The sequence below is a fragment of the Streptomyces sp. NPDC050121 genome, from assembly GCF_044460385.1.
Taxonomy (GTDB): Bacteria; Actinomycetota; Actinomycetes; order Streptomycetales; family Streptomycetaceae; genus Streptomyces; species Streptomyces soliscabiei.
The window spans coordinates 110,096-134,216 of the sequence record NZ_JBITJV010000002.1 but is presented as its reverse complement, the minus strand read 5'-3'; the positions used below and the strand labels follow the sequence as shown (position 1 = coordinate 134,216).

Genomic DNA, 24,121 nt, shown 5'->3' with positions numbered 1-24,121 from the left:
CTGACTTCTGTTCAGTCATCCGGAGGGGGCCGTCCCGTTACCAACACTCGACGTGTGGTGACAATCGAGCGCGAGGGCGGCGACCGGACGATGGACGATCACGGGCGCGGGCCCGACCCACGCCCAGAGGGCGGCCCAGGCGGACCTCCCGACTCCCCGCGGGAAGCCGTGCCGCGACCGCTGCCCTACGAAGGCGTCTGGCGGTTCACCGCGGCAGCCGTGGACGCCTCCGTACCGCAGGCGCGACACGCCGTACGGGACCTGCTGTACCGCCAGGGGGTGCCCGTCTCGGACGACCTGGCCCAGGGGCTGCTGCTGATCGTCTCCGAGCTGGTGACCAACGCCGTCCGGCACGCGGCACTGCTGTCGCCCGTGCTCGCGGTGGAGATCGCCGTCGGAGCCGACTGGGTGCGGGTGGCCGTGGAGGACGACCACCCCTACCGCCCGACCGCCCTGGAGGCCGACCACGGCCGCACCGGCGGCCGGGGACTGCTACTGGTACGGGAGATCACCAGGGAGGCGGGCGGAGCGTGCGACGTCGAGCACACGGCGAGCGGCGGCAAGGTGATCTGGGCCGCCCTGCCGCTCAAACCCGTGCGTGGCCTGTGAGGGTCACCAGCCGGCCGAGGGACCCGTCAGCTCCCTGACCGCGGGCCGCGCCGCGTCCAGCACGGTCATGAACCAGGACGAGAACGTGTCCTTCGCATGCCGCTCCGCCAGCTCGGCGGGCGTCACGAAGGCCGTGTCGCCGACCTCCTCCGGGTCCGGCCGCAGCGGGGACTGCACCAGCCCCACGAACAGGTGGTTGTACTCCTGCTCCACCAGACCCGAGTCGGGGTCCGGGTGGTGGTAGCGGACCGTGCCCGCCTCGGCGAGCAGTGACGGGGAGACGCCCAGCTCCTCGAAGGTGCGCCGGGCGGCCGCCGCGAACGGCGCCTCACCGGGGTAGGGGTGACCGCAGCAGGTGTTGGACCACACGCCGGGGGAGTGGTACTTGCCGAGCGCCCGCTGCTGGAGCAGCAGCCGGCCCCGCTCGTCGAAGAGGAACACGGAGAACGCGCGGTGCAACTGCCCCGGTGGCTGATGGGCGGCGAGCTTCTCCGCGGTGCCGATCGTGACGCCGTTCTCGTCGACCAGCTCCAGCAAGATCGCTTCCGCGGTGCCGTTCGACGAGTTGTGTGTCGCGGTGGCAGGTGTGATCGGCATACCCATCCTTAGCATCGGTCCTCGCGTCCCCCAGTCTGCCGTACGCGCCCGGCACTCCCGGCGCTTCGCGCGAAAGCGCGCATGTCCCGCGCACGGCAGGGGTCCCCGTAGGTGATCTTGCCCGGCGCCCACGGCGGGGAACCGTACGGAACGCCTGTGCGGATCGCTACGGATCACCCGACGCCCATGGCGCCTGCACGCTCAGTGACAGAGCCGTGCCTCGTGCTGAGCGTGCCCGCTCGGCTCCAGCTGGAAGGTGCAGTGCTCCACGTCGAAGTGGTGGCCCAGGCAGCCCTGGAGCTCGTGCAGCAGCTTCTCGTGGCCGATCGCGTTCAGCACCTCCGAGCGCACCACCACGTGCGCCGACAGCACCGGCATCCCGGAGGTGATCGTCCAGGCGTGCAGATCGTGGACGTCCTCCACCCCGTCCAGGGCGAGGATGTGGGTGCGCACCTCCGCCATGTCGACGTCCTTGGGAGCCGACTCCAGCAGTACGTCGAGGGTCTCGCGCAGCAGCTTCACCGTCCTCGGCACGATCATCAGACCGATGACGAGCGAGGCGATCGGGTCGGCAGTCTGCCAGCCGGTGGCCAGGATCACCCCCGCCGAGATGATCACCGCGACGGAACCCAACGCGTCCGCGGCCACCTCCAGGAACGCCCCGCGCACGTTCAGGCTCTCCGCCTGCCCGCGCATCAGCAGTGTGAGCGAGACCATGTTCGCGACCAGACCGATCACGCCGAACCAGATCATCAGCCCGCCCTCGGTGGCGGCCGGCGTGAAGAACCGCTGGAGCGCCTCGTACAGGACGTAGCCGCCCACCCCGAGCAGCAGCAGACAGTTGGCGAGGGCCGCCAGGATCTCGGCGCGGGCCAGCCCGAAGGTGCGGTTCGCGCTCGGCGGCCGATTGGCGAAGTGGATGGCGAGCAGCGCCATGCCCAGGCCCAGCGCGTCCGTCGCCATGTGGGCCGCGTCCGCGATCAGCGCCAGGGAGTCGGCGAGCAGCCCGCCGACGATCTCGACCACCATGACGCCGAGCGTGATCGACAGCGCCACGCGCAGCCTGCCGCGGTACGCCGCAGCGGCCGTGCCGGTGGTCGGCCGGTGCGTGTGCGTGTGGCCGTGGTCGTGCCCAGCCCCCATGGAAGCAGCCCTTCTGTGGTCCGTCGCGGCCCGTCGTGTTCTGCCCGGGCTCACAGTGAACTACGGGTGGGGGGTATCCGGCAACGCGGCACTGAACACCGTTGTCATATGCCCTGACCTGCGGAAACGAATTGCAGGTCAGGGCGCCCTCACCTGCTGCTCAGACGTGGTGCGACCGCCGGCCCCGCCAGGCCGAACCGATCGTCTCGCGCACGTCCCGCCGGGCCCCGAAGCCCAGCTCCCGGGCCGCGAGCTCCGCCGAGGCCACCGCGCAGGGCGCGTCCCCGGGCCTGCGCCATCGGTGCCGAAGATCCGCGGGGCCTCGCCACGGGTGAGCCGGTCGAAGGCCATCGGGGCGACGTTGAAGACACCGCTGTCGGCCAGTTCCGGCGCCGCCGCCCCGGCCACGTTGAAGTAGCGCAGACAGGTCGTCGCGATGCCGTGCGCCCGCCCCCGCCGCCCGGACCAGCCACTCCCCGGCGAGCTTGGTCTCGCCGTACGGGTTGACCGGCGCGCACGGGGTGTCCTCCGTGATGAGGTCCACGCCCGGGTCGCCGTAGACGGCCGTGGGGGAGGAGGAGAGGAACCGTCGGATCCTCCCGGCCTCGGCGACCGCGTCGAGGAGGACGGCCAGAGCGCCCACGTTCTCCCGGTGGTAGCGGGTGGGTCGCGCCATGGACTCGGCGACCTGCTTGTGTGCCGCCAGGTGCACCACGCCGGTCACCTCGTGGTCGGCGAAGACCCGCCCGAGCAGGTCGCCGTCGAGCGCCGAGCCCTTCACGAGCGGCATGTCCGCCTCCAGCCGCGCGGCGGCGCCCGTGGAGAGATCGTCCAGGACGACGACGCGTTCCCCGGTGCCGGTCATCGCCCGCACCACATGTGCCCCGATGTATCCGGCTTCGCCGGTGATCGGCCACGACATGCCTGTAGACCCTGTGCGGACCGGTATCGGCACCCGGGCGCGGCGGGCAATGTCCCGGATGTCGGCTCTGTGGGGCGCGGTTTGTCGGCCGGGCCGCCGATCACCGATGATGATCTCGGCAAAGGCCGGTTCAAGACGGACTCGAGCCGGGCTCCCGGACCTCGTTGATCGTCCTTGAACGGGCGGTGAACCCGGCCTTCCCGGCATCCGATAGCCTCTGCCGACATGCCGCCCGCCTGGCGCGGCCACCGGTGCACCCGCCGGTGCGGCCAAGGGCGCCCCCATCGTGTACATGACCGGCGTGAACGCGTCGGACCCAGGGAGTGAGTTCGGTTGCCGACCGCCATCCTCACCGGCTCGCCGGTCCCCGGATCGTCGATCGAAGGCGACCTGCGGTCCCTCGGCTACGACGTGCGGACCGCCGCCGACGCCGGTGACGCCGAGACCCTCCTCGCGGCCGTCCCCGGCGACCAGCGCGTCGCCGTCGTGGACGCCCGCTTCGTGGGCCACGAGCACGCGCTGCGCCTCGGTCTCACCGACCCCCGCTTCCCGCTCGCCGCGATCCCGGGTGCCGTGACCGCGCAGCCCGACGGCCGTCAGGCCCTGACCCGCGCGATGGCCCGGGAGAACTCCGCGAGCGGCGGCACCGTCCTTGCCGTGGGCAGCCTCGCAGACCGTGTCGTCACCGCCCTCGACGCAGACGGCGTCGACGTGTACCGCCCCGAACTGGGCAGCCTGGTCGCCGAGGTTCCCGCCGACCCGCAGGCCCGCAACGAGGCACGGCAGGCCGTCGCCGCCGTCGACGACGAGGCCGTCCGCCTGAAGTCGGCCGTGAAGGCCCGCGACGGCTTCTTCACCACCTTCTGCATCAGCCCGTACTCCCGCTACCTCGCCCGCTGGTGCGCGCGCCGCGGCCTCACCCCGAACCAGGTCACCACCGCCTCGCTGATCACCGCGCTCATCGCGGCGGCCTGCGCGGCCACCGGCACCCGTGGCGGGTTCATCGCGGCCGGCGTGCTGCTCATCGCATCCTTCGTCCTGGACTGCACCGACGGCCAGCTCGCCCGCTACTCCCTGCAGTACTCCACGCTCGGCGCCTGGCTCGACGCCACCTTCGACCGCGCCAAGGAGTACGCCTACTACGCCGGCCTCGCGCTCGGCGCGGCCCGCGGCGGCGACGACGTATGGGCCCTCGCGCTCGGCGCGATGGTGCTGCAGACCTGCCGGCACGTCGTCGACTTCTCGTTCAACGAGGCCAACCACGACGCCACCGCCAACACCAGCCCCACCGCCGCCCTCTCCGACAAGCTCGACAGCGTCGGCTGGACCGTCTGGGTGCGGCGGATGATAGTCCTGCCCATCGGCGAACGATGGGCGATGATCGCCGTCCTGACCGCGGCCGCCACCCCCCGCATCACCTTCTACGCGCTGCTCATCGGCTGTGCGTTCGCGGCGACCTACACCACGGCGGGCCGTGTCCTGCGCTCCCTGACCCGCAAGGCCAGGCGCACGGACCGGGCGGCGCAGGCCCTCGCGGACCTCGCGGACAGCGGGCCCCTGACCGAACTGCTCGCCCGCACCCTGCCCGCGGGCATCCGCATTCCGGCCCCCCTCGCCGCGGCCGTCGGCGCCGGCCTGCTGGTCCTCGCGGCCGGGTTCGACGGGTCGGGCTTCTCGCTCCTCGTGGCCGTCGTGCTGTACGTCCTGCTGTCCGCCGACGCCGTCGCCCGCCCCCTCAAGGGCGCCCTCGACTGGCTGGTCCCGCCGCTCTTCCGGGCCGCCGAGTACGGCACGGTGCTGATCCTCGCGGCCCGGGCGGACGTGCAGGGGGTGCTTCCCGCGGCTTTCGGTCTGGTCGGCGCCGTCGCCTACCATCACTACGACACGGTGTACCGCATCCGCGGCAACGCCGGAGCGCCGCCGGCCTGGCTGGTGCGCGCCGTCGGGGGGCAGGAGGGGCGGACGCTGGTCGTGGTCGTGCTGGCCATGGTGCTCACCGCCTCGCAGTTCAAGGTCGCGCTCACGGTCCTCGCCGTGGCCGTCGCCGTGGTGGTGCTCGTCGAGAGCATCCGCTTCTGGGTGGCTGCCCACAAGGGCGGCGCTCCCGCCGTACACGATGAAGGAGAACCCGCATGATCGGCCTCGTGCTGGCGGCCGGCGCCGGCCGGCGTCTGCGCCCCTACACCGACACCCTGCCGAAGGCGCTGGTGCCGGTGGGGCCCGCGGGCATAGAGGGTGAGCCCACGGTGCTCGACCTGACGCTCGGCAACTTCGCCGAGATCGGTCTCACCGAGGTCGCGGTCATCGTCGGCTACCGCAAGGAGGCCGTGTACGAGCGCAAGGCGGCGCTGGAGGCGAAGTACGGCCTCAAGCTCACCCTCATCGACAACGACAAGGCCGAGGAGTGGAACAACGCCTACTCCCTGTGGTGCGGCCGGGATGCCCTCAAGGACGGCGTGATCCTCGCCAACGGCGACACCGTGCACCCGGTCTCCGTCGAGAAGACGCTGCTCGCCGCCCGCGGCCAGGGCAGGAGGATCATCCTCGCCCTCGACACCGTGAAGTCCCTGGCGGACGAGGAGATGAAGGTCGTCGTCGACGCCGAGAAGGGCATGACGAAGATCACCAAGCTGATGGACCCGGCCGAGGCCGCCGGCGAGTACATCGGCGTCACCCTCATCGAGGGCGACGCGGCCCCCGAACTGGCCGACGCGCTCAGGACCGTGTGGGAGACCGACCCCCAGCAGTTCTACGAGCACGGCTACCAGGAGCTCGTGGGCCGCGGCTTCCGCATCGACGTGGCGCCGATCGGCGACGTCAAGTGGGTCGAGATCGACAACCACGACGATCTCGCCCGTGGACGGGAGATCGCGTGCCAGTACTGACCCGGCTGATCCCCTCGCCGGTCGTCGTCGACATCCGCCCCGGCGCTCTCGACGACCTCGTCGGGGTCCTCGCCGACGAGCGCATCTCGCACTCCGGCAAGCTGGCGATCGCCGTCAGCGGCGGCTCCGGCGCCCGGCTGCGCGAGCGCCTCACCCCGGCCCTGCCCGGCGCCACCTGGTACGAGGTCGGTGGCGGCACCCTCGACGACGCCGTGCGGCTCGCCGGTGACATAAAGGCCGGTCACTACGACGCGGTCGTCGGTCTCGGCGGCGGCAAGATCATCGACTGCGCCAAGTTCGCCGCGGCCCGGGTGGGCCTCCCGCTGGTCGCCGTTCCCACCAACCTCGCGCACGACGGCCTGTGCTCGCCGGTCGCCACCCTCGACAACGACGCGGGCCGCGGCTCCTACGGAGTGCCGAACCCGATCGCGGTCGTCATCGACCTCGACGTCATCCGCGAGGCCCCGGTGCGGTACGTGCGGGCCGGCATCGGCGACGCGGTGTCGAACATCTCGGCCATCGCCGACTGGGAGCTCGCGAGCCGGGTCAAGGGAGAGAAGATCGACGGCCTCGCCGCCGCGATCGCCCGCCAGGCCGGCGAGGCGGTCCTCAGACACCCCGGCGGCATCGGGGACACCGACTTCCTCCAGGTGCTGGCCGAGGCACTGGTGCTCAGCGGCATCGCCATGTCGGTGTCGGGCGACTCCCGCCCGTCCTCCGGCGCCTGCCACGAGATCAACCACGCCTTCGACCTGCTCTTCCCCCAGCGCGCCGCCGCCCACGGCGAGCAGTGCGGACTCGGCGCGGCCTTCGCGATGTACCTGCGCGGAGCCCACGAACAGTCCGCCTCCATGGCCCAGGTGCTGCGCCGGCACGGACTGCCGGTCCTGCCGGAGGAGATCGGCTTCACGGTGGACGAGTTCGTCCGCGTCGTGGAGTTCGCCCCCGAGACCCGGCCCGGCCGCTACACGATCCTCGAACACCTCGACCTCAAGACCGAACAGATCAAGGACATCTACGCCGACTATGTCAAGGCCATCGGTAGCTGAACTCAGACCGGTCGTCCACCCTCCGGGGGTGAAGGACCGGCGCAGCGGTGAGCACTGGATGGGGCGCCTCTACATGCGTGAGGTGTCCCTGCGGGTCGACCGCTATCTGGTGAACACCAGGGTCACGCCCAACCAGCTCACGTACCTGATGACCGTCTTCGGCGTCCTCGCGGCCCCGGCGCTGCTGGTGCCGGGGATCACGGGCGCCGTGCTCGGCGTGGTGTGCGTCCAGATGTACCTGCTGCTGGACTGCGTGGACGGCGAGATCGCCCGCTGGAAGAAGCAGTACTCCCTCGGCGGGGTCTACCTGGACCGGGTCGGGGCGTATCTCACCGACGCCGCCGTCCTCGTCGGCTTCGGGCTGCGTGCCGCCGACCTGTGGGGCAGCGGCCGGATCGACTGGCTGTGGGCCTTCCTCGGCACGCTGGCCGCGCTCGGCGCGATCCTGATCAAGGCCGAGACCGACCTCGTCGGCGTCGCCCGCCACCAGGGCGGGCTGCCGCCCGTCAAGGAGTCGGCGTCCGAACCGCGCTCCTTGGGCATGGCGCTGGCCCGGCGGGCCGCCTCGGCGCTCAAGTTCCACCGGCTGATCCTCGGCATCGAGGCGTCCCTGCTGATCCTGGTCCTGGCCGTCGTCGACCAGGTCCGCGGCGACCTGTTCTTCTCCCGGCTCGGCGTCGCCGTACTGGCGGGCATCGCGCTGCTGCAGACGCTGCTGCACCTGGTGTCCATCCTCGTGTCGAGCAGGCTGAAGTGAGCGCGCCCACAACGGTCGGCGCGGTCGTCATCACCATGGGCAACCGCCCCGACGAGCTGCGCGCGCTGCTCGACTCGGTCGCCAAGCAGGACGGCGACCAGGTCCGGGTCGTCGTCGTCGGCAACGGCGCGCCCGTCCCGGACGTCCCCGAGGGCGTCCGCACGGTCGAACTGCCCGAGAACCTCGGCATCCCCGGCGGCCGCAATGTCGGCATCGAGGCCTTCGGCCCCAGTGGCCGGGACGTCGACGTCCTGCTCTTCCTGGACGACGACGGCCTCCTCGCCCACCACGACACCGCCGAGCTGTGCCGGCAGGCCTTCGACGCCGATCCGAAGCTGGGCATCATCAGCTTCCGGATCGCCGACCCGGAGACCGGGGTCACCCAGCGCCGCCACGTACCCCGGCTGCGCGCCTCCGACCCGATGCGCTCCTCCCGGGTCACCACCTTCCTCGGCGGCGCCAACGCCGTCCGCACGAAGGTCTTCGCGGAAGTCGGCGGACTCCCGGACGAGTTCTTCTACGCCCACGAGGAGACCGACCTGGCCTGGCGGGCCCTCGACGCGGGCTGGATGATCGACTACCGGTCCGACATGGTGCTGTACCACCCGACGACCGCGCCCTCGCGGCACGCGGTGTACCACCGCATGGTCGCCCGCAACCGCGTCTGGCTGGCCCGCCGCAACCTTCCCCTCCCGCTGGTCCCGGTCTACCTCGGGGTCTGGCTGCTGCTGACGCTGGCGCGCCGCCCCTCGGGCTCCGCGCTGAAGGCCTGGTTCGGCGGTTTCCGGGAAGGCTGGAGCACTCCGTGCGGACCGCGCAGGCCCATGAAGTGGCGCACGGTATGGCGGCTGACCCGGCTGGGCCGGCCCCCGGTGATCTGACAAGCTCGTCCTGAGGAACCCGGGCCGTACCAGGGGCCCGCCGGTTCATGCCAGCCGTCGAGGCTGTGCATCCCGAAGAGGAAAGTTTCCTACTTGTGAGTGAGACAACGCATGACGTCGGAGTCGCGGTGAGCGCGTCTCCGTCGCCCGACGAAGGCCTCACGGCGGCGCAGTTGGCCGCCAAGTACGGGCTGGCCGTGAGCGGGGCGCGCCCCTCCCTGCCGGAGTACGTCCGCCAGCTCTGGGGCCGACGCCACTTCATCCTGGCCTTCTCCTCGGCGAAACTGGCCGCGCAGTACAGCCAGGCCAGGCTCGGCCAGCTGTGGCAGGTGGCCACTCCGCTGCTGAACGCCGCCGTCTACTTCATGATCTTCGGCCTGCTGCTCGACGCCGGCCGGGGCATGTCGAAGGAGGTGTACATCCCCTTCCTGGTCACGGGCGTCTTCGTGTTCACCTTCACGCAGAGCTCGGTGATGAGCGGCGTCCGAGCGATCTCCGGCAACCTCGGCCTGGTGCGCGCCCTGCACTTCCCGCGCGCCTCGCTGCCGATCTCCTTCGCCCTGCAGCAGCTCCAGCAACTGCTGTACTCGATGGTCGTGCTGTTCGTGGTGGTCATCGGCTTCGGCAGCTACCCGGATGCCTCCTGGGCGTTGATCGTGCCGGTGCTGATACTGCAGTTCTGCTTCAACTCCGGCCTGGCCATGGTGTTCGCCCGGGCCGGCGCCAAGACCCCCGACCTGGCGCAGTTGATGCCGTTCGTGATGCGGACCTGGATGTACGCCTCCGGCGTGATGTTCTCCATCCCCGTCTTCCTCGCCGACAAGCCGCAGTGGGTGGCGAACATCCTGCAGTGGAACCCGGCCGCCATCTACATGGACCTGATGCGCTTCGCGCTCATCGAGGAGTACGAGGCCGAGAACCTGCCCGCCCACGTGTGGGGGGTCGCGGGCGGCTGGGCGCTGCTGCTGGCGGTCGGCGGCTTCGTGTTCTTCTGGCGGGCCGAGGAGAGGTACGGCCGTGGCTGAGCGGCTCCCCGGACCGCGCGTCCCCACCGTCATCGCCGAGGACGTCCACATCGTCTACCGCGTCAACGGCGCGGGCGGCGGCAAGGGCAGCGCCACGTCCGCGCTCAGCCGCATGGTCCAGCGGGGCTCCGGCGAGGCGACCCGGGGTGTGCGCAAGGTGCACGCGGTGCGCGGGGTGTCCTTCACCGTCCACCGGGGCGAGGCCGTCGGCCTGATCGGCTCCAACGGCTCCGGAAAGTCGACCCTGCTGCGGGCCATCGCCGGCCTGCTGCCGCCCGAGAGCGGCAAGGTCTACACCGACGGCCAGCCCTCGCTGCTGGGCGTCAACGCGGCGCTGATGAACGACCTCACCGGCGAACGCAACGTCATGCTCGGCGGCCTGGCCATGGGCATGTCCCGTGAGCAGATCAAGGCGCGCTACCAGGAGGTCGTCGACTTCTCCGGCATCAACGACAAGGGCGACTTCATCTCCCTGCCGATGCGCACCTACTCCTCCGGCATGCAGGCCCGGCTGCGCTTCTCCATCGCCGCCGCCAAGGACCACGACGTCCTGATGATCGACGAGGCGCTGGCCACCGGCGACGCGAAGTTCCGGGGCCGCTCCGAGGAACGCATCCGGGAGCTGCGGGGGCAGGCGGGCACGGTGTTCCTGGTCAGCCACAGCAACAAGTCGATCAGGGACACCTGCGACCGCGTGCTGTGGCTGGAGCGCGGCGAACTCCGCCTGGACGGCCCGACCGAAGAGGTTCTCAAGGAGTACGAGAAGTTCTCGGCCAAGTAGAGCGATGCGCCCAGGACCTGTCCGGCCAGTCAAGTCGCAGGAAAGTAGTGGTGCCTGATCAGCGCACGCGAGCGGGGTCTGGTGCGTGCAGCTGCAAGGCGGAGGAGGGCGTCGACGCGATGGGGGTCCCCCCGCTCGAGCGCACTCGAGAGCGGGGGAGTCGGCAACCGACGACAAGGCCTGCAGATGTGCGTGCCAGACCCCGCGTCTGCGGCATGATCGGCCGGACAGGTCCTGGGCCCCGCCGGAACTTCCCGGCGGGGCCCTGCGTCTGCAAAGGAAACGTCAACTCCGTGTCGCCTTAGGAATCTTGACGCCAATCGGTGTGTTGTTGTGATGTGCAGGACACCCCCGCGAACCGTGCTGCGTTGTACAACGTAAGCTGGACCGGTCCCGAAACGCGTCAAGTGGGGCGATATTGCGCAGCGCCCATGGTCGGGCCGGTGCACGGGCGGCCGGGCGGCGTGTCCGAAATAGTGTGTATTGGGTCCGCAGTGTAGAACGGGAGATGTGACGGCAATGGCTACGGAAACTCCCCAGCTCAGCGCAGGCCGTGCCGTCCCCGCGCCGGGCGGTCGACGATGACGGCGCCGGTCGCGCCACGCACCGGCGACCCGGAACGCGGCACGCTCGACAAGGCCGCGCACGAGAACTTCCCCGTGGCCCCGTTCTTCCTGCCCAGGGACTGGCGCGAGGACCTGATGGCCGTCTACGGCTTCGCCCGGCTCGTCGACGACATCGGCGACGGCGACCTCGCCCCGGGCGGCGGCGACGCCCGACTGCTCGGCGTGTCGGCCACCGAGGCCGAGAACCGGCTGCTCCTGCTGGACGCCTTCGAAGCCGATCTGCATCGTGTTTTCGTCGGATCCGTCGGATCCGCCGGATCCGACGATCCACCCCGCCACCCCCTGCTGCGCCGCCTCCAGCCGACGGTCCGCCGCCGCTCGCTCACCCCCGAGCCCTTCCTCGGCCTGATCGCCGCCAACCGGCAGGACCAGCTCGTCACCCGCTACGAGACCTACGACGACCTCCTCGCCTACTGCGAACTGTCCGCCAACCCCGTCGGCCGTCTCGTCCTCGCCGTCACCGGCACCTCGACCCCCGAACGCGTCCGCCGCTCCGACGCGATCTGCACGGCACTGCAGATCGTCGAACATCTGCAGGACGTGTCCGAGGACCTCGGCCGCGACCGCGTCTACCTGCCCGCCACGGACATGAAGCGCTTTCACGTGCGGGAAGCGGATCTCGCCGCGAAAACCGCGGGCGCGTCGGTGCGCGCTCTGGTTGCATACGAGGCGCAACGCGCCCGCGATCTCCTGAATGAAGGCGCCCCCCTGGTGGGTAGCGTCCACGGCAGGCTGAGACTGCTGCTCGCAGGGTTCGTGGCGGGGGGAAGGGCGGCGATCCGCGCGATCGCCGCCGCCGATTACGACGTACTTCCCGGCCCGCCCAAGCCCGGCAAGCTGCAGTTGCTGCGCGAGGTGGGCGTGACCCTGCGAGGAGAGGGGTGATCCGGACCGTGGAGTCGTCACCACGCGTGTCCGCGCCGGTACTCGCCGCCTACGGCTACTGCGAGACCGTCACGGGACAGCAGGCCCGTAACTTCGCGTACGGCATCAGGCTGCTGCCCACGCCCAAGCGCCGCGCGATGTCGGCGCTGTACGCCTTCTCGCGCCGCGTGGACGACATCGGCGACGGCGCGCTGGACGGGGACGTCAAGACCGCCCGGCTCGAGGACACCCGGGCGCTCCTCACCCGGGTCCGCGAGGGCGAGGTCGAGGAGGACGACACCGACCCCGTCGCGGTCGCCCTGGCGCACACGGCCCGGGCCTTCCCCATCCCGCTGGGCGGCCTGGACGAGCTGATCGACGGCGTCCTGATGGACGTGCGCGGTGAGACCTACGAGACCTGGGACGACCTGAAGGCGTACTGCCGTTGTGTGGCGGGCGCCATCGGGCGGCTCTCGCTCGGCGTGTTCGGCACCGAACCCGGGGCGCGCGGCGCCGAGCGCGCACCCGAGTACGCCGACACGCTCGGGCTCGCGCTCCAGCTCACGAACATCCTCCGGGACGTCCGCGAGGACGCGGAGGGCGGCCGGGTCTACCTGCCCGCAGACGACCTCGCCAAGTTCGGCTGCTCGGCCGGGTTCGACGGACCCAAGCCGCCGGAGGGCTCCGACTTCGCAGGTCTCGTGCACTTCGAAGTACGACGGGCCCGCGCCCTGTTCGCCGAGGGCTACCGGCTGCTCCCCCTGCTCGACCGGCGCAGCGGCGCCTGTGTCGCCGCCATGGCCGGCATCTACCGCCGGCTCCTCGACCGCATCGAGCGCGACCCCGAGGCGGTGCTGCGCGGCCGGGTCTCGCTGCCCGGACGGGAGAAGGCCTACGTCGCCGTGCGCGGCCTGTCGGGCCTGGACGCCCGGCATGTGTCGCGGCGGACCGTCAGGAGGCACACCTGATGGACGCGGCGGGCGACACAGTGGGACGCGGTGATTCCGCCGGAGAAAACCGGCAGGCAACCCTCCGGTCCGGCGCGGCGTCCCTGACTGGGACGGCCTGCGGTGCAGAGTTCACACACCATGGCCGGCCCGCACGGGAGGGTGCACGATGAACGACGAGCAGCTCGCCGACGCCTCGGAGGTTTCCGGTGCTTCGCGACGCACAGCCGTCGTCGTCGGGGGCGGGCTCGCGGGTGTCACCGCCGCACTCGCACTCGCCGACGCGGGTGTACGGGTCACCCTGCTCGAGAGCCGGCCCCGGCTCGGCGGCCTCGCCTTCTCCTTCCGGCGCGGCGACCTCACCGTCGACAACGGACAGCACGTGTACCTGCGCTGCTGCACCGCCTACCGCTGGTTCCTCGACCGCATCGAGGGCAGCGCGCTGGCGCCGCTGCAGGACCGGCTCGACGTGCCCGTCGTCGACCTCGCCAAACCCGAGGGGCGGCGGCTGGGCAGACTGCGACGCGACGCACTGCCGGTGCCCCTGCATCTGGGGCGCAGCCTCGCCACCTATCCGCACCTCTCGCTCGCCGAACGCGCCAGAGTGGGCCGGGCCGCGCTCGCGCTCAAGGGACTCGACCTCGCCGATCCGGCCCTGGACGCGCAGGACTTCGGCAGCTGGCTGACCGCGCACGGTCAGTCGGCACGCGCCGTCGAGGCCCTGTGGGACCTGGTCGGGGTCGCCACCCTCAACGCGGTCGCGGGGGACTCCTCGCTGGGGCTCGCCGCGATGGTGTTCAAGACCGGTCTGCTGTCCGAGCCGGGCGCGGCCGACATCGGCTGGGCGCACGTCCCGCTGGGCGAACTGCACGACCGGCTGGCCCGCAAGGCGCTCGAGTCCTCGGGCGTACGGATCGAGGTCCGTTCACGCGTCACCTCCCTCTCTTCTGACGAAAGCGGGGCGTGGAGCGTTCAGGTTCCGGGCGAGACGCTTCGCGCGGACACCGTCGTGCTCGCCGTCCCGCAGCGCGAGACGCACGACCTGCTCCCCGACGGAGCGCTCGACGACGCGCGGCGACTGCTGGAGATCGACACCGCGCCCATCCTCAACGTGCATGTCGTCTACGACCGCAAGGTGCTCGACAAGCCCTTCTTCGCGGCGCTCGGCACACCTGTGCAGTGGGTCTTCGACCGCACCCACGCCTCCGGCCTGCGCGAGGGCCAGTACCTCGCGCTGTCCCAGTCCGCCGCGCAGGACGAGATCGACGAACCCGTCGCCGTGCTGCGCGAGCGCTATCTGCCCGATCTGGAGCGCCTGTTGCCGGGTGCGCGAAGCGCCGAGGTGCGGGACTTCTTCGTGACCCGGGAGCGCACGGCGACGTTCGCCCCCACCCCCGGCGTCGGGCGGCTGCGTCCCGGTGCCCGCACCAAAGCCCCCGGCCTGTACCTGGCCGGAGCGTGGACCGCCACAGGGTGGCCCGCGACCATGGAGAGTGCGGTCCGCAGCGGCGTGAGCGCGGCGGACGCCGCGCTGAGCGCCCTGGGCCGGCCCCGCCCCCGCCGCCTCTTCGCGTTCGAGGAGGCGGCCTGATGCTCGATCAGCACGGCTCGGCACACCCCCGCACCCCCTCCGGTACCGCAACAAGAGGAGAAACAGTGCCCCCTGTGCCCCCGGCCACGCCGGACGCTCGTAGGACCGCGGTGGACGTGACCGCGCTCCTGGAGCGCGGCCGCACCCTGGCCACGCCGGTGCTGAGGGCGGCCGTCGACCGGCTGGCTCCGCCCATGGACACGGTCGCCGCCTACCATTTCGGCTGGATCGACGCCCAGGGCAACCCGACCGACGGCGACGGCGGCAAGGCCGTGCGCCCCGCCCTCGCCGTGCTCTCCGCCGAGGTCACCGGCGCCGCGCCCGAGGTCGGCATTCCCGGCGCGGTCGCCGTCGAACTGGTCCACAACTTCTCGCTCCTGCACGACGACCTGATGGACGGTGACGAACAGCGCCGGCACCGCGACACCGTCTGGAAGGTGCACGGCCCCGCCCAGGCCATCCTGGTCGGCGACGCCCTGTTCGCCCTCGCCAACGAGATCCTCCTCGAACTCGGCACCGTCGAGGCCGGCCGCGCGACCCGCCGTCTGACCACCGCCACCCGCGCCCTCATCGACGGCCAGGCCCAGGACATCTCCTACGAGCACCGCGACCGCGTCAGCGTCGAGGAGTGCCTGGAGATGGAGGGCAACAAGACCGGCGCCCTGCTGGCCTGCGCCAGCTCCGTCGGCGCCGTGCTCGGCGGCGCGGACGAGCGCACCGCCGACACGCTGGAGAAGTACGGCTACCACCTCGGCCTGGCCTTCCAGGCCGTCGACGACCTCCTCGGCATCTGGGGCGACCCGGTGTCCACCGGCAAGCAGACCTGGAGCGATCTGCGCCAGCGCAAGAAGTCCCTGCCGGTGGTGGCCGCGCTCGCCGCGGGCGGCCCCGCCTCCGAGCGGCTCGGCGAGATCCTCGCCGCCGACGCCAAGAGTAGCGACTTCGCGAACTTCTCCGAGGAGGAGTTCGCGGACCGCGCCGCGCTCATCGAGGAGGCCGGCGGCCGCGAGTGGACCGCCGAGGAGGCACGCCGTCAGCACACCGTAGCCCTGGACGCCCTGAACGCCGTGGACATGCCCGAGCAGGTGCGGGCCCGGTTCACGGCGCTCGCCGACTTCGTCGTCGTACGAAAGAGATGATCACTATCGGTCGAATAGCCCTCGCGTAGTCGCCGGCCGGTGTGCGAGGAGTCAGAGCACCGGCCGACGGCGGACCCACAGCAGACGCAACGACATGCACACTGCACGAAGGGGAAGCCATGACAGCGACGACCGACGGAAGCACCGGGGCTCTCCCGCCCCGCGCTGCCGCGGCCAGCGAAACCGACATCACCATCCCCGTGGCGGCCGGGGTACAAGAAGCCGCCGCACGCGCGATGCGGCGCGCCACCGACTTCCTGCTCGCCCGGCAGGACGCCGAGGGCTGGTGGAAGGGCGACCTCGAGACGAACGTCACCATGGACGCCGAGGATCTGCTGCTCCGTCAGTTCCTGGGCATCCGCGACGAGGCCACCACGCAGGCCGCCGCCCTCTTCGTGCGCGGCGAGCAGCGCGAGGACGGCACCTGGGCCACCTTCTACGGCGGCCCGCCCGACCTCTCCGCCACCGTCGAGGCCTACGTCGCACTGCGCCTGGCCGGGGACGCGCCCGAGGCGCCCCACATGACGCAGGCCTCCGCGTGGATCCGCGACCAGGGCGGCATCGCCGCCGCCCGCGTCTTCACCCGGATCTGGCTGGCTCTGTTCGGCTGGTGGAAGTGGGAGGACCTGCCCGAACTCCCGCCGGAGCTCCTGTACTTCCCCAAGTGGTTCCCGCTGAGCATCTACAACTTCGGCTGCTGGGCCCGGCAGACGATCGTGCCGCTCACCGTCGTGTCCGCGAAGCGCCCGGTGCGCCCGGCGCCGTTCCCGCTCGATGAACTGCACACCGACCCGGCGAACCCCAACCCGCCCAAACCCCTTGCTCCGGTGAACAGTTGGGACGGCCTCTTCCAGCGGCTCGACAAGGTGGTGCGCGGTTACCGGTCGGTCGCGGTGCGCAGGCTGCGCAAGTCCGCCCTGAACTCCGCCGCCCGCTGGATCATCGAACGCCAGGAGAACGACGGCTGCTGGGGCGGGATCCAGCCGCCCGCCGTCTACTCGATCATCGCCCTGCACCTGCTCGGCTACGACCTCGAACACCCGGTGATGCGGGCCGGGTTGGCGTCGCTCGACCGGTACACCGTGTGGCGCGAGGACGGCGCCCGGATGATCGAGGCCTGTCAGTCGCCGGTGTGGGACACCTGTCTGGCGACCATCGCGCTCGCCGACGCAGGGCTGCCCGCCGACCATCCGCAACTGGTCAAGGCCGCCGACTGGATGCTCGGCGAGCAGGTGGTGCGCCCCGGCGACTGGTCGGTACGCCGTCCCCAACTGCCGCCGGGCGGCTGGGCGTTCGAGTTCCACAACGACAACTACCCCGACATCGACGACACCGCCGAGGTAGTTCTCGCGCTGCGCCGGGTCAAGCACCACGACCCGCAGCGGATGGACCGGGCCATCGCGCGCGGGGTGCGCTGGAACCTCGGCATGCAGTCACGGAACGGCGCTTGGGGCGCCTTCGACGTCGACAACACCAGCCCGTTCCCCAACCGGCTGCCGTTCTGCGACTTCGGCGAGGTCATCGACCCGCCGTCCGCGGACGTCACCGCGCACGTCGTCGAGATGCTGGCGGTGGAGGGGCTCTCGCACGATCCGCGCACCCGGCGCGGCATCGAGTGGCTGCTGGCCGAACAGGAGCCGGACGGTTCGTGGTTCGGGCGCTGGGGCGTCAACTACATCTACGGGACGGGGTCCGTGGTGCCCGCCCTCACCGCGGCGGGCCTGCCTACCAGGCACCTCGCGATCCGGCGGGCGGTGGCCTGGCTGGAGCGGGTGCAGAACGACGACGGCGGCTGGGGCGAGGACCTGCGCTCCTACCAGGACCCCACCCGCTTCAGCGCCCGGGGCGCCTCGACGGCCTCCCAGACGGCGTGGGCGCTGATGGCGCTGCTGGCCGCGGGCGAGAAGGACGCCAAGAGCGTCGAGCGGGGCATCGCCTGGCTGGCGCAGACCCAGCGGGAGGACGGCTCCTGGGACGAGCCGTACTTCACCGGAACCGGCTTCCCGTGGGACTTCTCCATCAACTACCACCTCTACCGGCAGGTCTTCCCGCTGACCGCACTCGGCCGGTACGTGCACGGCGAGCCGTTCAGCAAGAAGCCCGGCGACTGGTCGGCCGCCGCCGAGGCCGAGGGGAGCTGAATGCGCGCACAGCCCGTCCCCGCCCCGCTGCTGATCGCCTGCGCGCTCGGCATCGAGCACCTCGCGCTGCGCATGGGCGACCGCAGCGGGGCCGACGGGCCGGTCACCGTCCTGCGGACGGGCATGGGGCCGAAGGCGGCGGAGCGTTCCGTCACCCGGGTCCTGGCCGACCCGGTGCTCGAGGGGGCGGCGGTGCTCGCCACGGGTTTCTGCGCCGGGCTCGCTCCCGGGATGCACCCCGGTGACCTGGTCGTCGCGGAGGAGACCCGCGACCCGCGCGGCAGCGTCCCCTGCGTCGGCACCGAACTGCTCGTCAAGGAGCTCGTGCGCACCCTGCCTGGGCGCACCGTCCACACCGGCCCCGTCATCGGCTCCGACCACGTCGTGCGCGGTCACGAACGGGGCGATCTGCTCGCCACCGGCGCAATCGCGGTCGACATGGAGTCGGCGGCGACGCTTCTGAGCGCCGTGCGTGCCCAGCCGCGCCCGGTTGCGGCCGTCCGGGTGGTCGTGGACGCTCCAGAACATGAACTCGTCCGAATCGGCACGGTGCGCGGTGGAATATCAGCTTTCCGTGTTCTTCGTTCAGTCCTGCCTGCTTTTTTCGAATGGCACCGTAATGTTCTGCTCCCCCGGAGGTGAGCCACATGGCCATGCCGCTGCGCCAGTCCATCAAGGTCGCTACATACCTGGCCGAACAGAAGCTCCGTAAGCGGGACAAGTTCCCGCTCATCGTCGAACTGGAGCCCCTCTTCGCCTGCAACCTCAAGTGCGAGGGCTGCGGCAAGATCCAGCATCCGGCGGGAGTGCTCAAGCAGCGCATGCCGGTCGCCCAGGCCGTGGGCGCGGTGCTGGAGTCCGGTGCGCCGATGGTGTCCATCGCGGGCGGCGAGCCCCTGATGCACCCTCAGATCGACGAGATCGTGCGGCAGTTGGTGGCCAGGAGGAAGTACGTCTTCCTCTGCACCAACGCCATGCTGCTGCGCAAGAAGATGGACAAGTTCACGCCCTCCCCGTACTTCGCCTTCGCCGTGCACATCGACGGGCTGCGCGAGCGGCACGACGAGTCCGTGGCGAAGGAGGGCGTCTTCGACGAGGCCGTGGCGGCCATCAAGGAGGCCAAGCGGCGCGGCTTCCGGGTCACCACCAACTCGACCTTCTTCAACACCGACACCCCGCAGACCATCATCGAGGTGCTCAACTTCCTCAACGACGACCTCAAGGTCGACGAGATGATGATCTCGCCCGCCTACGCCTACGAGAAGGCGCCCGACCAGGAGCACTTCCTGGGTGTGGAGCAGACCCGCGAGCTGTTCAAGAAGGCCTTCTCGGGTGGCAACCGCCGTCGCTGGCGGCTCAACCACTCCCCGCTCTTCCTGGACTTCCTGGAGGGCAAGGTCGACTTCCCGTGCACCGCGTGGGCGATCCCGAACTACTCGCTCTTCGGCTGGCAGCGGCCCTGCTACCTGATGAGCGACGGGTACGTGCCGACGTACCGCGAACTCATCGAGGACACCGACTGGGACAAGTACGGCCGCGGCAAGGATCCGCGCTGCGCCAACTGCATGGCGCACTGCGGCTACGAGCCCACCGCCGTCCTCGCCACCATGGGCTCCCTCAAGGAGTCCCTGCGTGCCATGCGCGAGACCGTCAACGGAAACCGGGACTGACGGCCGTGACCGCCGTTTCCCTGGGCGTCCCCGAGATGCCGGTCCGGCCCCTGGCGGCGCGACGCGAGTCGCGGCGGATCCAGGTCGGACCGGTGGCTGTCGGGGGCGGGGCCCCGGTGTCGGTGCAGTCGATGACGACGACGCGTACGTCGGACATCGGCGCCACCCTGCAGCAGATCGCGGAACTCACCGCGTCCGGCTGTCAGATCGTCCGCGTCGCCTGTCCCACGCAGGACGACGCGGACGCGCTCGCGACCATCGCCCGCAAGTCGCAGATCCCGGTGATCGCGGACATCCACTTCCAGCCGAAGTACGTGTTCTCGGCGATCGAGGCGGGCTGTGCGGCCGTACGCGTCAATCCCGGCAACATCAAGCAGTTCGACGACAAGGTGCGGGAGATCGCGCGGGCCGCGAGGGACCACGGCACGCCGATCCGGATCGGGGTCAACGCCGGGTCGCTGGACCGACGGCTGCTGCAGAAGTACGGCAAGGCCACCCCGGAAGCCCTGGTCGAGTCGGCGCTGTGGGAGGCGTCCCTCTTCGAGGAGCACGACTTCCGCGACATCAAGATCTCGGTCAAGCACAACGACCCGGTCGTGATGATCGAGGCCTACCGGCAGCTCGCCGCCCAGTGCGACTACCCGCTGCACCTGGGCGTCACCGAGGCGGGCCCGGCCTTCCAGGGCACGATCAAGTCGGCGGTGGCCTTCGGCGCGCTGCTGTCGCAGGGCATCGGCGACACGATCCGGGTGTCGCTGAGCGCGCCGCCGGCCGAGGAGGTCAAGGTCGGCATCCAGATCCTGGAGTCCCTGAACCTCAGGCAGCGGCGGCTGGAGATCGTCTCCTGCCCGTCCTGCGGGCGCGCCCAGGTCGACGTGTACAAGCTGGCCGAGGAGGTCACCGCGGGCCTCACGGGCATGGAGGTCCCGCTGCGCGTCGCCGTCATGGGCTGTGTGGTCAACGGCCCCGGCGAGGCCCGCGAGGCCGACCTCGGCGTCGCCTCCGGCAACGGCAAGGGGCAGATCTTCGTGAAGGGGCGGGTCATCAAGACCGTGCCCGAGTCGAAGATCGTTCAGACCCTCATCGAGGAGGCGATGAAGATCGCCGAGCAGATGGAAGAGGACGGCGTGTCGGGGGAGCCGGCCGTCACCGTGAGTTGAACAGCACGGACCGAAGGGGGCCCGACGTGACGATCCTGGAGAACATCCGGCAACCACGCGACCTGAAGGCGCTGTCCGAGGCGGAACTCGGTGAACTGTCCGAAGAGATAAGGGAGTTCCTGGTGCACGCGGTCGCCAGGACCGGCGGACACCTCGGGCCCAACCTGGGCGTGGTGGAGCTGAGCATCGCCCTGCACCGGGTCTTCGAGTCGCCGGTCGACCGCATCCTGTGGGACACCGGCCACCAGAGCTACGTCCACAAGCTTCTGACAGGGCGTCAGGACTTCTCCAAGCTACGCGGCAAGGGCGGCCTGTCCGGCTATCCCTCCCGTGAGGAGTCCGAGCACGACGTCATCGAGAACTCTCACGCCTCGACCGCGCTCGGCTGGGCCGACGGGCTGGCCAAGGCCCGTCAGGTGCAGGGCGAGAAGGGGCATGTCGTCGCGGTCATCGGCGACGGCGCGCTCACCGGCGGCATGGCCTGGGAGGCGCTGAACAACATCGCCGCCGCCAAGGACCGGCCGCTGATCATCGTCGTCAACGACAACGAACGTTCCTACGCGCCGACCATCGGCGGGCTCGCCAACCATCTGGCGACCCTGCGCACGACCGACGGCTACGAGAAGATGCTGGCCTGGGGGAAGGACGTCCTGCTGCGCACCCCGGTGGTCGGTCACACGGTCTACGAGTCGCTGCACGGCGCGAAGAAGGGCTTCAAGGACGCCTTCGCGCCCCAGGGCATGTTCGAGGACCTCGGCCTGAAGTACGTCGGCCCGATCGACGGGCACGACATCAAGGCCGTCGAGTCCGCGCTGCGCCGGGCCAAGCGCTTCCACGGGCCGGTGCTGGTGCACTGCCTCACCGAGAAGGGGCGGGGCTATGAGCCCGCGCTGGCGCACGAGGAGGACCACTTCCACACCGTCGGCGTGATGGACCCGCTGACCTGCGCACCGCTCAGCCCCTCCAGCGGGCCGTCCTGGACGTCCGTGTTCGGCGACGAGATCCTGGCGATCGGCGAGGAACGGGACGACGTCGTGGCGATCACGGCGGCCATGCTGCACCCGGTGGGGCTCGGCCGGTTCGCCGAACGCTTCCCGGAGCGGGTGTGGGACGTCGGCATAGCCGAGCAGCACGCGGCCGTGAGCGCGGCCGGTCTGGCGACCGGGGGCCTGCACCCGGTTGTCGCCGTCTACGCCACGTTCCTCAACCGGGCCTTCGACCAGCTGCTGATGGACGTGGCACTGCACCGCTGCGGGGTGACGTTCGTGCTGGACCGGGCCGGGGTCACCGGCGTCGACGGCGCCTCCCACAACGGCATGTGGGACATGTCCGTGCTCCAGGTCGTCCCGGGACTGCGCATCGCGGCCCCGCGCGACGCCGAGCAACTGCGCGCGCAGTTGCGGGAGGCGGTCGCGGTGGACGACGCGCCGACGCTGGTCCGCTTCCCGAAGGAGTCGGTCGGGCCCGAGATCCCCGCGGTCGGCCGGGTGGGCGGCATGGACGTGTTGCACCGGGGCGAACGCCCGGAGGTGCTCCTCGTGGCCGTCGGCGTCATGGCGCCGGTGTGCCTGCAGGCCGCCGAGCTGTTGGCGGCCCGGGGCGTCAACTGCACCGTCGTCGACCCGCGTTGGGTCAAACCCGTCGACCCGGCGCTGCCCGGCCTCGCCGCCGAACACCGCCTGGTGGCCGTCGTCGAGGACAACAGCCGTGCCGCCGGCGTCGGTTCGGCCGTCGCGCTGACCCTCGGGGACGCCGAAGTCGACGTGCCCGTACGGCGTTTCGGGATCCCCGACCAGTTCCTCGCGCACGCCAAGCGAGGTGAGGTGCTCGCCGACATCGGCCTCACCCCCGTCGAGGTCGCCGGCCGGATCGGCGCGAGCCTGGCCGTCCGGGACGTCAGGTCCGCCGACGGTCCGCTCGCCGGCGCAGTCAAGGAGAAAGCTGAATGACCACCGAGTTCGACCTCGGCGCCCTCCTGGCCGAGCGCGGAGCCGAGCGCTACGAGCTGCACGGCAGGTACCTCAACCACCAACTGCCGCGCATGCTGCACACCATCGGCTTCGACAAGGTCTACGAGCGCGGCGAGGGCGCGTACTTCTGGGACGCGGACGGGAACGACTACCTGGACATGCTCGCCGGGTTCGGCGTGATGGGCCTGGGCCGCCACCACCCCGTCGTCCGCAAGGCCCTGCACGACGTCCTGGACGCCCAGCTCGCCGACCTCACCCGCTTCGACTGCCAGCCGCTGCCCGGACTGCTGGCCGAGAAGCTCCTCGCACACAGCCCGCACCTGGACCGGGTGTTCTTCGGCAACAGCGGCACCGAGGCGGTGGAGACCGCGCTGAAGTTCGCCCGGTACGCGACCGGCAGACCGAGGGTCCTGTACTGCGACCATGCCTTCCACGGACTCACCACGGGCTCGCTGTCGGTGAACGGCGAGGACGGCTTCCGGGACGGGTTCGCGCCCCTGCTGCCCGACACGGCCGTCCCGCTCGGCGATCTCGACGCGCTGGCACGGGAGTTGCACAAGGGCGACGTCGCCGCCCTGATCGTCGAACCGATCCAGGGCAAGGGGGTGCACGAGACGCCGCCCGGCTATCTCCGGGCCGCCCAGGAGCTGCTGCACAAGCACAAGGCGCTGCTCATCGCCGACGAGGTGCAGACCGGCCTCGGCCGGACCGGCGACTTCTACGCCCACCAGCACGAGGAGGGCGTGGAGCCGGACCTGGTGTGCGTGGCCAAGGCGCTGTCCGGCGGGTATGTGCCGGTGGGCGCCACCCTCGGCAAGGACTGGATCTTCAAGAAGGTCTACTCGTCGATGGACCGGGTGCTGGTGCACTCGGCGAGCTTCGGCTCCAACGCGCAGGCCATGGCGGCCGGGCTCGCGGTGCTGTCCGTCCTGGAGAACGAACAGATCGTCGCGAACGCCCGCGCGACGGGCGATTCCCTGCGGTCCCGGCTCGCCGCCCTGGTCGACAAGTACGAGCTGCTGGCCGACGTCCGCGGCCGGGGCCTGATGATCGGCATCGAGTTCGGCAAGCCCAGGTCGCTGAAGCTGCGCAGCCGCTGGACCATGCTCCAGGCGGCCCGCAAGGGACTGTTCGCGCAGATGGTGGTCGTCCCGCTGTTGCAGCGGCACCGGATCCTCACCCAGGTCTCCGGCGACCACCTGGAGGTGATCAAGCTGATCCCGCCGTTGATCGTCGGCGAGCGGGAGGTGGATCGGTTCGTCGACGCCTTCACCGCCGTGATGGACGACGCGCACAGCGGCGGCGGTCTGATGTGGGACTTCAGCAAGACCCTGGTGAAGCAGGCGGTGGCCAACCGCTGAACC

Annotated in this window: 21 protein-coding genes and 1 pseudogene; 19 read left to right on the top strand and 3 right to left on the bottom strand. The window is 71.0% G+C overall.

The window, feature by feature from the left end:
• The first annotated feature begins 90 nt into the window (after positions 1 to 90).
• Entirely contained in the window at positions 91 to 609 is a 519-nt protein-coding gene (locus tag ACIBTS_RS03010; protein WP_319333276.1) for an ATP-binding protein, read from the top strand.
• Positions 610 to 612: 3 nt separating this feature from the next.
• Here the strand turns inward: ACIBTS_RS03010 and idi are convergent, their stop codons facing one another.
• From idi to ACIBTS_RS02995, 3 genes and pseudogenes are all read right to left on the bottom strand, one after another.
• Complete coding sequence (idi, locus tag ACIBTS_RS03005; protein WP_319332263.1) at positions 613 to 1,206, bottom strand: isopentenyl-diphosphate Delta-isomerase; 594 nt, start codon at positions 1,204 to 1,206, stop codon at positions 613 to 615.
• A gap of 201 nt (positions 1,207 to 1,407) precedes the next feature.
• Positions 1,408 to 2,349: a cation diffusion facilitator family transporter gene (locus tag ACIBTS_RS03000; RefSeq protein ID WP_399316098.1), complete on the bottom strand. Its 942-nt coding sequence runs from the start codon at positions 2,347 to 2,349 to the stop codon at positions 1,408 to 1,410.
• Between the two features lie 160 nt (positions 2,350 to 2,509).
• Positions 2,510 to 3,271: pseudogene (locus ACIBTS_RS02995) on the bottom strand (NAD-dependent epimerase/dehydratase family protein).
• Positions 3,272 to 3,604: 333 nt separating this feature from the next.
• On the opposite strand from ACIBTS_RS02995, the gene ACIBTS_RS02990 reads away from it, so the two are divergent.
• The 18 genes from ACIBTS_RS02990 (at position 3,605) to ACIBTS_RS02905 (ending at position 24,118) form a co-directional block, all read left to right on the top strand.
• Positions 3,605 to 5,407: a DUF5941 domain-containing protein gene (locus ACIBTS_RS02990; RefSeq protein ID WP_399316096.1), complete on the top strand. Its 1,803-nt coding sequence runs from the start codon at positions 3,605 to 3,607 to the stop codon at positions 5,405 to 5,407.
• Positions 5,404 to 6,156, top strand: a complete 753-nt coding sequence (locus ACIBTS_RS02985) for a sugar phosphate nucleotidyltransferase (protein ID WP_399316094.1) — start codon at positions 5,404 to 5,406, stop codon at positions 6,154 to 6,156. The genes ACIBTS_RS02990 and ACIBTS_RS02985 overlap by 4 nt, the downstream gene beginning before the upstream one ends.
• Positions 6,144 to 7,205 carry an iron-containing alcohol dehydrogenase family protein gene (locus tag ACIBTS_RS02980; protein WP_399316091.1) on the top strand — a complete coding sequence of 354 codons (1,062 nt, stop codon included), beginning with the start codon at positions 6,144 to 6,146 and terminating at the stop codon, positions 7,203 to 7,205. The genes ACIBTS_RS02985 and ACIBTS_RS02980 overlap by 13 nt, the downstream gene beginning before the upstream one ends.
• Entirely contained in the window at positions 7,183 to 7,962 is a 780-nt protein-coding gene (locus ACIBTS_RS02975; RefSeq protein WP_399316089.1) for a CDP-alcohol phosphatidyltransferase family protein, read from the top strand. Before ACIBTS_RS02980 ends, ACIBTS_RS02975 begins: the two co-directional genes overlap by 23 nt.
• 35 nt (positions 7,963 to 7,997) lie before the next feature.
• Entirely contained in the window at positions 7,998 to 8,843 is an 846-nt protein-coding gene (locus ACIBTS_RS02970; RefSeq protein ID WP_399316603.1) for a glycosyltransferase family 2 protein, read from the top strand.
• Between the two features lie 95 nt (positions 8,844 to 8,938).
• Positions 8,939 to 9,868 carry an ABC transporter permease gene (locus tag ACIBTS_RS02965; RefSeq protein WP_319672487.1) on the top strand — a complete coding sequence of 310 codons (930 nt, stop codon included), beginning with the start codon at positions 8,939 to 8,941 and terminating at the stop codon, positions 9,866 to 9,868.
• Positions 9,861 to 10,649 carry an ABC transporter ATP-binding protein gene (locus tag ACIBTS_RS02960; protein WP_399316086.1) on the top strand — a complete coding sequence of 263 codons (789 nt, stop codon included), beginning with the start codon at positions 9,861 to 9,863 and terminating at the stop codon, positions 10,647 to 10,649. The genes ACIBTS_RS02965 and ACIBTS_RS02960 overlap by 8 nt, the downstream gene beginning before the upstream one ends.
• 581 nt (positions 10,650 to 11,230) lie before the next feature.
• Positions 11,231 to 12,160: a squalene synthase HpnC gene (gene hpnC, locus ACIBTS_RS02955; RefSeq protein WP_399316083.1), complete on the top strand. Its 930-nt coding sequence runs from the start codon at positions 11,231 to 11,233 to the stop codon at positions 12,158 to 12,160.
• Positions 12,157 to 13,107 (top strand): presqualene diphosphate synthase HpnD, encoded by a 951-nt coding sequence (gene hpnD / locus ACIBTS_RS02950; protein WP_399316081.1) that lies wholly within the window; start codon positions 12,157 to 12,159, stop codon positions 13,105 to 13,107. Before hpnC ends, hpnD begins: the two co-directional genes overlap by 4 nt.
• Positions 13,107 to 13,259: a DUF6380 family protein gene (locus ACIBTS_RS02945; RefSeq protein WP_399316079.1), complete on the top strand. Its 153-nt coding sequence runs from the start codon at positions 13,107 to 13,109 to the stop codon at positions 13,257 to 13,259. Before hpnD ends, ACIBTS_RS02945 begins: the two co-directional genes overlap by 1 nt.
• Positions 13,256 to 14,677 carry a hydroxysqualene dehydroxylase HpnE gene (hpnE, locus tag ACIBTS_RS02940; RefSeq protein ID WP_399316077.1) on the top strand — a complete coding sequence of 474 codons (1,422 nt, stop codon included), beginning with the start codon at positions 13,256 to 13,258 and terminating at the stop codon, positions 14,675 to 14,677. Before ACIBTS_RS02945 ends, hpnE begins: the two co-directional genes overlap by 4 nt.
• 74 nt (positions 14,678 to 14,751) lie before the next feature.
• A complete protein-coding gene (locus ACIBTS_RS02935) occupies positions 14,752 to 15,816 on the top strand; it encodes a polyprenyl synthetase family protein (RefSeq protein WP_399316601.1) in 1,065 nt (354 codons plus the stop codon).
• A gap of 119 nt (positions 15,817 to 15,935) precedes the next feature.
• Positions 15,936 to 17,957 (top strand): squalene--hopene cyclase, encoded by a 2,022-nt coding sequence (gene shc / locus ACIBTS_RS02930; protein ID WP_399316075.1) that lies wholly within the window; start codon positions 15,936 to 15,938, stop codon positions 17,955 to 17,957.
• Positions 17,958 to 18,599: a 1-hydroxy-2-methyl-2-butenyl 4-diphosphate reductase gene (locus ACIBTS_RS02925; protein WP_399316072.1), complete on the top strand. Its 642-nt coding sequence runs from the start codon at positions 17,958 to 17,960 to the stop codon at positions 18,597 to 18,599.
• 5 nt (positions 18,600 to 18,604) lie between these two features.
• The gene (gene hpnH / locus ACIBTS_RS02920) at positions 18,605 to 19,627 is read left to right on the top strand and encodes an adenosyl-hopene transferase HpnH (protein WP_319672494.1); all 1,023 of its coding nucleotides are present in this window, start codon (positions 18,605 to 18,607) and stop codon (positions 19,625 to 19,627) included.
• A 5-nt stretch (positions 19,628 to 19,632) separates the two neighbouring features.
• Complete coding sequence (ispG, locus tag ACIBTS_RS02915; protein ID WP_399316069.1) at positions 19,633 to 20,787, top strand: flavodoxin-dependent (E)-4-hydroxy-3-methylbut-2-enyl-diphosphate synthase; 1,155 nt, start codon at positions 19,633 to 19,635, stop codon at positions 20,785 to 20,787.
• 26 nt (positions 20,788 to 20,813) lie between these two features.
• Positions 20,814 to 22,736 carry a 1-deoxy-D-xylulose-5-phosphate synthase gene (dxs, locus tag ACIBTS_RS02910; RefSeq protein WP_399316067.1) on the top strand — a complete coding sequence of 641 codons (1,923 nt, stop codon included), beginning with the start codon at positions 20,814 to 20,816 and terminating at the stop codon, positions 22,734 to 22,736.
• Positions 22,733 to 24,118: an aspartate aminotransferase family protein gene (locus tag ACIBTS_RS02905; RefSeq protein WP_399316064.1), complete on the top strand. Its 1,386-nt coding sequence runs from the start codon at positions 22,733 to 22,735 to the stop codon at positions 24,116 to 24,118. Before dxs ends, ACIBTS_RS02905 begins: the two co-directional genes overlap by 4 nt.
• Positions 24,119 to 24,121: the final 3 nt, after the last annotated feature.